This is a genomic window from Paenibacillus barcinonensis (genome assembly GCF_003217495.1).
In the GTDB taxonomy this organism is placed as follows: domain Bacteria; phylum Bacillota; class Bacilli; order Paenibacillales; family Paenibacillaceae; genus Paenibacillus; species Paenibacillus barcinonensis.
Window position 1 is genome coordinate 66,501 of record NZ_QJSW01000011.1, and the last position, 11,421, is coordinate 77,921.

Annotated in this window: 2 protein-coding genes; both read right to left on the reverse strand. The window is 48.8% G+C overall.

Annotation, left to right across the window (positions count from 1 at the left end):
* Positions 1-96: 96 nt before the first annotated feature.
* On the reverse strand, positions 97-9,024 hold the full coding sequence (locus DFQ00_RS17055) for an S-layer homology domain-containing protein (protein ID WP_110897697.1): 8,928 nt from the start codon (positions 9,022-9,024) through the stop codon (positions 97-99).
* 235 nt (positions 9,025-9,259) lie between these two features.
* A partial coding sequence (locus tag DFQ00_RS29235) for a cadherin-like beta sandwich domain-containing protein (RefSeq protein WP_208643792.1) occupies positions 9,260-11,421 on the reverse strand: 2,162 nt, incomplete at its 5' end.

The following is an 11,421-nucleotide window of genomic DNA, read 5'->3' on the forward strand; positions in this document are numbered from 1 at the left end:
ACTGAACTTTGACAGAATCAAAAAAGAAAGGCCCTCCTGAGGAGAGCCCGTTCCATTTCCTTCCTATCCTTTGATGCAAAAAAACAGATCACACCGTTAATTACGCTCAATCAGACGCATTAACATCACTACAATCTCTGCCCGTGTTGCCTTCGCTCCAGCCCTGAAAGTGGAGTTTAGATAACCGTTGATTATGCCATGGGATGAGAGAATATCCACGCTCTCTGCTGCCCAGGAAGGAATGTTGTCGGTATACACCTTACGTCCCGATGCATCTGCCGATAAATGATAAGCATTCTGGAACAATACGGCAGCCTCTGCTCGAGTAACGTAAGTTGCTCCAAGGATATAATGCTTGCCATTCTTCGTCAGACCCGATATTAACCCGTTTGCATAAGCGGCAGCAATGTAAGGTTTGCTCCATGCGCTAAGCTCGTTCCAATCTGTGAAATAGGCTGCTGATGCTTCCATATCAGCCTGAATGCCCACATTCAACTGCTTTGCTCTGACAAGCATTGCAATAACTTCATCTCTTCGCGTGTTCAGATTCGGAGCAAATATACCAGGTTTTATACCGGACACGATGCCTTTCGCGTAAGCTCGTTCAATCACCTCTGCAGCCCATGGGGCTTCGGACTGTACATCCCTGAAGCTGGAATGGGGAGGACCTTCTTCATTTCCAGTATTCCCCTCTTGCCCCGCACCCGTTGATCCATGATCCTGTGGACTACTGCCCGATGATCCTGATGTAACGGATGGTTCACTATGTGTCTGTCCCCCGCCTGTCTGTCCTCCGGTATGACCGCCTGAATCCGTTGGGTTTCCGTTTCCCGGATTTGCGGGCGTATAATCTCTCACAATGGTGATATCATCCTGAGCGAAATTGCCCACACGATCAACCGCCGTTAAAGTGACCAACGTTTTCGCAGCTGTAGTCAGTGTACCTTTTATGCTAAACTTGCCCTCCGCATCGGCATTTGTGCGGTTGCCAAGACTGTCCCTGACACTTGCATAAGGTACTGTACTCCCTTGAACCTGATAACGTCCTGCAGCATCTGTCGTAACGTTGGCATCCTGGCCTGTCTCAACAAATAGAGCTGGTGGAAGGCGGTTAAAGTGCACGCCAAGACCGTACTCCGACACATCCCCCTGCTCATTTTCGGCCACAATTCGGATCAGACTTGAGCCAGCTTCCCCATCTAAAGCGACCGGAACAGATATTTGCCGCTCCGCTTGGGTGCTTGCATAAATTGGATGAAACTTCGGCAAATTCGTCTGTTCATCGAGTGTACCATCACTTTGCCAAACAGTGAACTTCGCAGGTAGTTCCTTCGACTGACCGTCCTCCGGATTAACATAGGTCGCTGCAGCCTCCAGCTTGAAATCACCATTGACTGTAAGCAAACTACCTGTCAGCGCATCACTTGTCATTACGCCCAGACTTGACGCCACATGAATCACGGGGGCCTTCACTTGCGGCACATGCACAAGCGAGGTCATTGTAGAAGCACCATAAATATACGACGTATTCGATGGCGATGAATCTGCCTTGGCGTAAGGTATCACAGCAAGCTGATATGACGTACCTGGCTCCATTCCGCCAAAATCAAGATCCACTGTGCCATTTACGGCATTGTCCGCCTGAACCTGATATTCGATGGGTTGTCCTGCATGAGCGATTTTCTTTCCTGTCGCCTTGCCGTTATTGTCCAATTCATCTGTATACGACAAAGGTGACATCACTGTATTGCCCTCCGCATCCAGCAAACGAACCAGATAACCGTCTGCATCTGAAACTGCGCTCCAGGTTGCGTGAATTGTGCCGCTTCCCCCAGGAACAGCAAGCACCTCACTTACTGCATCCGGTGTCAGCGGGTTAATCACATCCATCGGCTGCTTTGCATTCAAGCTCGCATAGGGGATGATATTGGACGTTTCACTCTTCGGTACGCCAACCAACGTCAGCCTCGGGAAATACTTGCCGCTCTGCAAATAAGTTAAATCCTGCGTAGTAAACGAATAATTTCCTGCTGCCACACCATCTGTTACTTGCGTCTCATTCACGTCCAAGGTATGAACCAGTACGCCTGCAGCCGCTTGAGTCCGATCATCCCCATTATCGGTAGACAATCTTACTTCAACCCGATAGTTCTCCTTTTCCGTATCCAGCCCTGTCAGATCCCACTTCACATTCCGGTTGCCTGGGTCATATTGCACGTTTGCAATCTCTGGAATGGGCTGCACATCAATGACCGAGCTGAAGAACGGCTTGCTTGACGATATCGTCCAGTTTCCGGTCAGGGCACTTAAACGAATCATCAAGGTGTCATCGGATACAACCAACGCATTGGCATTGGGATCATTATAAAAAGGCGTTCCATCCTTCAGAGTATCCGCGTACGTCAAGCCGTATGGCTGCCCTTCCGGGTCCGTAATACGGATATCCTTTGAGTCTGCCGACACCAGCAGCGCGTAATCATCCATCATGCCCGCAGGGAAGGATACCGTATGCACATCCCCCGAATCATTGGTTGTAATCCTCGGTGTAAGGTTAGGCGTCTTCAAGGAGATTGGTGCTTGACTCGAGGCCACTTCCTTGATATTGGAGAAGGTGTACATCTGCCCGACGGCTGCACCGTTCTCGTCATATACCGTTTCCCCTGACTCTCGCCCCTGCTCAGGCTGCGAATTCGGCAGAGAACGCAACGCAAGCCGACCCACACTGACGGCATTGCTTCCGAAGGCGTAATTTACTTTCATTCCAAAGCCAAGTACACGAAACGTCGCATACGCATTGGTTTTGCTAAGGCCAATGTCACTGTCCGTAATCGTATACGGCCCTAAACTGAGAACGCCCACGTTAACCTTCGGCACTTGAAGACGCCCATGCAACTGACCATTCAGATTGGAACTGCCGTCTCTGGAATAAGTCAGATTGGCGTTCCCGCCTGCCAAAATAACAGAAAAGTTCTTTAGTATATTAGCAGCGACTTTCATCTGGTAGGAAACGGATGTATTGGTTACGTAGATACCTGCCTGGAATTGATCAAAAATCTCCATCTTCATCAGTGTTGGATTGCCCGACAAGCTAATCTGGGATGGTCCAATCGTAAGTTCAACATCATTGAATTCAAGCAAGCCATGACCGGGAAGCAGACTTCCAACCTCAAGATCGCCATTGATCAAAATCAGAATCGGAGCTATTCCCTTATAGTTTCCAGTGATTGTATCCGCGAGTCCCGTAACCCCGCCTCCAACCCTCGTTAGCTGTGCGATCGGCATTGCAGGGGTGATCGGAATTCCCTCGCTCAAGCCAACGACTATTTTGATCGTATCCGGGATGAATCTTCCGTTCGTGCTGTCCCTTTTCAACCCCATCTCGGCGGCAAAGTTCGCAAGCTTCGCATCTACGTCAAAAGCAAGGCCATACTGCCCCTTGAACGTATCAATCGTTCCTTCTGCGGATGCCCCTACACCGAAACCGCCGAGCAGCTTCTTAGACATGTCGTTCCCTGGAGTAAAATATCCGTCAGCCCGTACTCCCTGAAAGTTCAGACTTCCCTGACCATCCGCTCCGTATTGCAGACGGTCAATCTGAAGACCGAATCCCATGCTGCCACTGCCGGGGAGAGACATACCAAGATACACTTTGCCGTCAAACACCATCGTATTGCCCAGTAGCGTGGCACCAGTGATTTGGGCAGTCATACCGCTCCCCAACACAGTAAGCTGGTTATGGTTGTCAAATGAAATTTCTACATTCTGCTGGTTCTCGTCCAGCAATTCCCCGTCATCGTCTTTAGCGTATTCTTTAATGTATTCAACGCCCTTCTCCAGCTCAATGGAGCCATCCGATGAGGAAATCAGACTAAATGATCCGGCGACCAGATTAACACGCTTCATCATGATCTTCACACTGCCATCGCCATCATCTTTAACTTTGAAACTGCTCTGGCCGGCTGGCAGATAACTGGTGACACCGCCGTTAATGATTGTGGTTCCCTCAAACCCGTATTCACCTGCCACAGTTTCGCTGAGTTTGAATTTTCCTTTTAACGTGACAACAGCTTCGCGATTTCCTAGCTGCTGCCCCAATTCCTTTTCGCTTTGGGCCACGATGACCGAATGATTAAATGCATTGTCGGAAACAATCGCCATATTCCCGAACGAGCTGTGAATCAGATTCTGTGCTGTCGGGATGGTTACCGATCGCTGCACACCGTTGATGGACACATAATAAGTAACATCCTTTGTCCGGGAAAGCAGCGAAGCAGGTATGCTGACCACAAGCGAACTGGAAGTCGTTTGTGTGACATTGGCCTTGTCTGCCGGATCAGGTGCGGTCCCCAGATATACGTCTCCACGGCCATTCATATCGGTCCCATATACCATAATGGAATTAAACGTTCCTGCAAGCCTTGAGTTTGGTGAAATGGACGCCATCCGTTTTATTTTCGCTGCCCCTACAGTGGACGCTACATTTACAGAGTCATATAACAGTTCGACCGATGCTGTGGAGCTTTTCGTCACAGCTGGACAGGTATACTCGCTTCTGGATTGATCCTGAGCATCTGTTCTCACAAATGTACAAGCCAGAACGGTTGTCATGTCGGGCTGAAGCGCATCACGGAACTTGACTTCCGGCTTGTATATTTTGCTGTTATCCCCAGGCGGCGCGAAGGTGAACGTGATCGGCTCGTTGAACTTGACTTTAGCCGGAACATTCGAAAATTGTGCCGGGTTATTCGTTGATACGGGGATCGAAATATCTTCGTAATTCACGACAGCCTTAAGTTTTGCACCAGCTATTAACGAAACGGTTGACGCATAAGGTTTTATATCAAAATCCATTTTTGAGGCATAGGGATTAACAGGCTTCCCCTGTCTCTCAAGCGTAAGCAACTCGTCCACCACTCGCCAAATCTGGATGGAAGATACGTATTTTGTAGGGTCCGTGTTCGTAATCTGGAGCTTGAGTGAATCCCCAGCATAATATTGTTCAAGATTCGCAATCACTTGCGCACTGTTGTTATTTTTGACTTCTGTCTGCACCAGATTCGAGGTTATCCGCTCAACAACAACGGTCACTATGGCATGGGTAAACGGCATAGCAAACGAATACGTGCCATCTCCGTTCTTCGTCACTGGCAAAACGACATTAAGCAGCTCAGAACGAACCTCCACACCTGTCACTTTGTACATGCGATGATCATAGCTACCCGGATCAACGGTGACGATGTCCCCCGAATGATCCATTGCTGGCTTGCTCGCCGTGGCTGGAACAAAGGTTGCGCCTCCGGATAAAGCGGGCACCACAACATTCTGAATTGTGGCACTAACCTTAATATCGTGCGCAGCCTTTCCGTCCGTTGAGGTCACTGACAAAAAGACAGGCTCATCCGGCATCATGAAGGTGTACCGGAATTGATAATTGACCGTATCAAATAGCGTATTGGTGATCGCTGTCGTTCTCGACGTCCTGGTTCCTATAATCTGAACCCCCGCCGGAATCAGCCCCGAAGACCGGGTCTGCATCAGTAATGAGTCACCTGGCAGAAAGTAATAATAGTTACCATATTCATAAGGATACTGTTCTCTTCCATTCGATTTGTCTGCATACTCGACACCCGGTTTGGTGAAGCCCACCAGATTGCGAATATCAATCCGCAGAGCTGTGCCTACTTCAACCTTGACCATAATATTTCTGGATATGGATGTTTCGTTTTTGTTGATCGTAATTTCCAGACTCCATGGATGATTCTGAGCAGCACCATTCGACACAGCCCGCACGCTTTTTAACACATTATTGCCTTGGCTATCGGTGACTTTAACGCTTTTCACCATCGCCGCGGTCGGTGGTGCAGAAGGCTCCAGCGTATTCATTGAAGTGTTTACCAGAATAATGCTGTAGTCCTCCGCAGCAGGCAGCGATATCCCCTGTGCTGCAATCGGTGTGCTGCCCGAATATGCCCGAATGTTGCTTGCATCGTTAAGGCTAACCTTTACAGTATCTGCAAGCGAGGTTTGCGGCCAGGTCACAATGATGGTTAACGTATCATCAGGCAGGCTGGTCGTTGAGACTTGAACGGTGAATGTTCCTGTACCCCGATTGGCAATGCTGATGGAGCTATAACCTCCAATTGAACGATCAAATTGATACCCGGACAACGCAGTAAGTACATATTTGGTTTGGTACACTTTTCCTATTGCAAATGTGCCACTTGCAGGTTGAAATGTGCTGCCATGATCGGCCGACCAGGTAATGCTTGCTGTAGACTTGTTAAAAACGTTGCTGCCATTCGTTTGAGCAGCGCCTGTCACCGGAGCCGCTGTCCCGATTACAATATCCTCCGGTTGAATGATCGCGGAGCTGGTGCTCGGCCAGGTGACAATGACGGTGAGTGTATCGTTTAAAACGTCCGTTGTAGATACGGATGCAGTAAACGTACCCGTTCCGAGATTCGTAATGCGACTGGTGAGATCTCTCGCTCCATTTTGGTTATACACACCTGTACTTGCGTCAAATGTAAAACCTGCTGCAGCCTTGATTACATATCTGGTCTTATAGATCGTTGCGGCTTCAAACGTACCGTGAGCAGCGCCATAAGTTTGCCCACCATCAGCCGACCAGGTAACGTTAGCGACGGCATGGTTAAACTGATTCGTGCCGTTTGTCTGCGATGCATTCGTTGACGGAGCACTCGTATCAATCAGGAGATCTGCCGCAGAGATCGTTGCAGCGGCTGTCGCCTCCCATGACACAACAATCGTTAGCGTATCATTGGTGGTTGTTACGCTGGATACGTCCACGCTGAATGTGCCTGAACCGATATGCGTAACCACAATTGAATGATAGGCATCTGCTGCGTCATCGAACTGATATCCGCTTGCCGCAGTCAGTACGTATTTCGTTCTATAGCTCGTATTCGGAGCAAAAAAACCATTGGCTGACGCATAATGTGCACCGTTATCACTTGACCATGTGATGCTCGCCTGAGTATTTGTCCATGTGTTGCTGCCGTCAGTTATACCCTCTCCTGCTGCTGGTGCAGGCATGCCGATAACCAGATCGGATACAGCAATGGTTGCACTGGACGTGGTCGGCCAAGTCACTGTAATGGTCAATGTGTCGTTTGCTGTGCTCGTTGTGGAAACCTCGGCTTTAAATTCTCCCTTGCCCAGATTGGCAACAGATACTCCCTTATATGCTCCTGCTGCTGCATCAAATATATATCCTGTATCCGCAGTCAGTACATACTTTGTCCGATAGCTCGTTCCAGGTGCAAATGTACCATTCGCTGCCGTATATGTTGTCCCTTGATCCGCCGACCAGGTTATCGTGCTGCCGGCATGCGCGAATGTATTGGTTCCGCTGGTCATACTTGCGCCAGTGACCGGGGCATCTGTACCTATAGCTATTCCACTGGCATCAATCTTGCTTTGTACTGCCGCAGTTGTCCGGGGCCATGTCACTTCAACCGTTAACGTATTATCCGATGTGCCCGATACAACAGCTGTGTACGTGCCTGAGCCTAAATTGGTAATGCTGTTGTTCAGGGATTTGGAGCCACCTGAAGCATACACTCCTGCAGTTGGGTCGAAGAAATATCCTGCTGTCGCTTCAATGATGTATTTCGTCTTGTATGTTGTCTCAAACGCGTACGTTCCGCTTGCCGTTTGATAGGTTGCACCGTTATCAGAGGACCATGCGATGCTGGAGGACGCATGCTTGAATGTATTTGCACCGTTCGCCATGCTGGCTTCTGCAACCGGTGCATCCGTCCCGATCAAGATATCTGCTGGTGAAATTTCACCTGTTTTGGGCCAATACACATCGATGTACAGATCATCCCCATCTGGACTGGATATATTGAATGTTCCCGAGCCAAGGTTTGTGATTCGGCTCGTCAAGTCTCTTGCTCCGCCTTTTTGGTACGCGCTAGGCGTATCGAATGCATAACCACTTGCCGCAATGAGATGATACCCTGTTCGATATGTTGTACCAGATATAAAGGAATCTCCAGGATGAAGCTCTTGCGAATTGTTGGATGTATACCACTCCGCATAATCCACCTTGCCCCGCTTGAATTCATTACTTCCATCCGCAACAACGGCAGAAGGTGCTGGCGCAGCGGTACCAATTGTCAGATCAGAGGGACCAATGACTGCCTGTCCCGTTGCTTTCTTGGTCGATTCCCACATAACAATGAGCGTTAACGTGTCGTTAGCATGAGTCGTGGTGGATACCGTAGCCCTTACAATCTCGCCCGTTCCGATATGAGCGATTCGGCTCGACACATTTTTGCTTCCGTTCTGGTAGATTCGATTGGTGTTATCAAAAGCATAGCCTGAATCAGTTGTGATGAGGTATTGTGTGTAATAAATGGTACCTGGCGCAAAATTACCGCTCGCCGGACCAAAGGAGCTTCCTGTGGATGACCATGTAATATCTGCTGATGCATGGTTAAATGTATTTGTGCCATTTTCTATAACTGCGTCTGTAAGTGGTGCAGCTGTGCCAATAGAAATATCCGCGGCCTCGATCGTTGCATTCGGCCAGCTAATTACAACAGTCAGCGTATCATTCAAGGTGAATCCTTGACTAACCTCAGCCGTAAACGTACCCGTGCCCAGATTGGTAATTCGGCTCGACAAGTCCCGTTCCCCGCCCTTTGCATAAGCGCCAGGAGTAGGGTCAAAGACATGATTCGTATCCGCTGTAAACACATATTTGGTCTGATAAAGCGTGCTCTGAGCAAAGCTGCCAGCGGCCGCTCCATACGTGACGCCATCACTCGACCACTTTACATCCGCAACTGTCCCTCTGCCGAATACAATTGTTCCGTTTGTTATGCTTGCTCCGTTAACCGGTGCGGGCGTTTCAATAGATATATCCGCGGCATTAACTACATCCTCTGCGAATGCACTAAATGGAATAAAAGCAAAAATAAGCACAACCGACAGAATTGCCGATATGAGCTGTTTCGCACTTTTTTTTCGTATGTATAATGGAAATCGTTTCATGTGAGCCCCCTCCAGATCAAACTAGGACAATCATATAAAAGACGCTGTAAAAGCACATCTATCGAAAGTTATACAGCCCTGTAAAAACTCGTATTTTGTCATAAAAAATCGCTTTTTTTTCTCAAAAATATGCTGATTAAGAGCGATAACGCTCCACTCTGCGTCATCACCCTGTCCCAGCTTCCACGGGACAACGAAACGCGTAAATGAGTGCGTTCGCCGCCCAAACTATAATTTATTGCGCAAGATCGGTAAGTGGAACTTCAACGTTTCGACAGACCGTCAGCATGCGTAAGATCATCACGGTCGCCTGTTCTCGAGTCGCTGATGCATCTGGACTAAAACGGTCATTCCCCGTACCTCTAATAATGCCCGCCTCCGCCATTTGATCAATAACTGAGCGTGCCCAGCTATCGGTAGTATCGGTAAAGCGAGTAGCCGCAGACGGTTCGTCCCATACAAGCAATCGAGCCAGAACAGCTGCAATTTCCGCGCGAGTAATCGGCTGGTTCGGTCTGAATTTATGTTCACCTGAACCATGAATCACACCTACACCCTCCAATGCAGCAATCGCTTTTTCAGCCCAGTGATCCTGAGTATCATCGAATGTTGTATCGCGCACCTGTGTCATATCAAGCTTCAGACTTTTAGCCACCATCATGATAAACTCCGCGCGAGTGATCAAGTCATTCCCATGGAATTTGCCATCCGTTCTCCCTTGAATGATTCCAATCTGACGAGCCACTTCAATTCCTGATGAACTCCAGTTGCTCTGTGATACATCGGGAAAATGCTCAGGCGCTGGAAGCTGCAATGCTGTCTCAAGTGCTTCCTTCACACGCCCTACGTTAATCATCTCATGATTCAGAACAGGTCCGTGAGATTCAGACGCCTCTGAGGAATCACTACCATTTGCAGCGCTACTTGCTGCCTCTCTTGTGACAATTACCGTATACGTAGATATTGTCCCGTTCTGTCCCGTTACTGTAAACGTAAACTTGTTTTCTCCTACATTTAATGGAATAACACTGGAAGGGGACGCATTGGTTACAGGCATATCGTTGATCCTGATTTTAGCATTGCTATCACTGAGCGTCAGAGTAAACGTCATGCTGCTGACACTGTTCCCCACCTTGGTCTTATACGTTGTTGTGCCAGGTGAAAAGGATGGTGTTAAGTCTCCTGTGGATAATGTCAAACTGCTTAGCACGGGAGAAGGCTTCTCATTCATGTCCGTGTTGCCGCTACTGTTCCCTCCACTGTTTCCGGTTCCACTACTTCCACCATTGTTCCCGTTACTATTGCCACCTTCATTACCATTCCCTGCATTGGCTTCGGCTCGCGTTACCGTCACAGTATAGGTCTTCGTTGTCACACCATCATCCGCTCTTACACTGACAGTGATCGTATTGTTACTTCCTGTATTGAGAGGGATTGCGCCTGAGGTCGTTCCACTCTCCACAGTTGTACCGTTCACCTTGATCATCGCATTACTATCGCTGGTGGTTGGCGTGATCGTAATGCTGTTCACACTGTTTGCTACATTTGCTGTATAACTGGTTGTACCCGCGGAAAATGCCGGGCTGAGTGTGCCGCTGGACAAGGCTAGTCCGCTTAAATCTGCATCTTTTATCCCTCGCGTAACTGTCACTGTATACGTCTTTGTTGTGCCATCTTCTGCTGTCACAACAACAGTGATCGTGTTGCTGCCCGCGTTCAAGCCAATCTGATCCGAGGTGGTTCCACTTGGTACAGACGTACCATTAACAGTGACTGTCGCCGTGATGTCACTGACGGTTGGTGTGATCTTAAGACTGCTTACGGCGTTTGCCACATTTGCTGTATAACTTGTCGTTCCCGAGGCAAAAGCCGGACTGAGTGTGCCGCTGGATAACGTGAGTCCGCTTAAATATGCATCATTGCTGGGTGCTCGCGTTACCGTCACAGTATAGGTCTTTGTTGTCACACCATCATCTGCTGTCACACTCATGGTAATCGTGTTACTTCCTACATTCAAAGTGATTGCGCCTGAGGTCGTTCCACTCTCCACAGTTGTACCGTTCACCTTGATCATCGCATTACTATCGCTGGCGGTTGGTGTGATCGTAATGCTGCTCACACTGTTTGCTACATTGGCTGTATAACTGGTTGTACCCGCGGAAAATGCCGGGCTGAGTGTGCCACTGGACAAGGCTAGTCCGCTTAAATTTGCATCTTTTATCCCTCGGGTAACTGTCACTGTATACGTCTTTGTTGTGCCATCTTCTGCTGTCACAACAACAGTGATCGTGTTGCTACCCGCGTTCAAGCCAATCTGATCCGAGGTGGTTCCACTTGGTACAGACGTACCATTAACAGTGACTGTCGCCGTGATGTCACTGACGGTTGGTGTGATCT

Bases quoted from the DNA above. Each gene is read 5' to 3' on its own strand.
- DFQ00_RS17055 (WP_110897697.1), bottom strand. From the start codon at position 9,024: ATGAAACGATTTCCATTATACATACGAAAAAAAAGTGCGAAACAGCTC.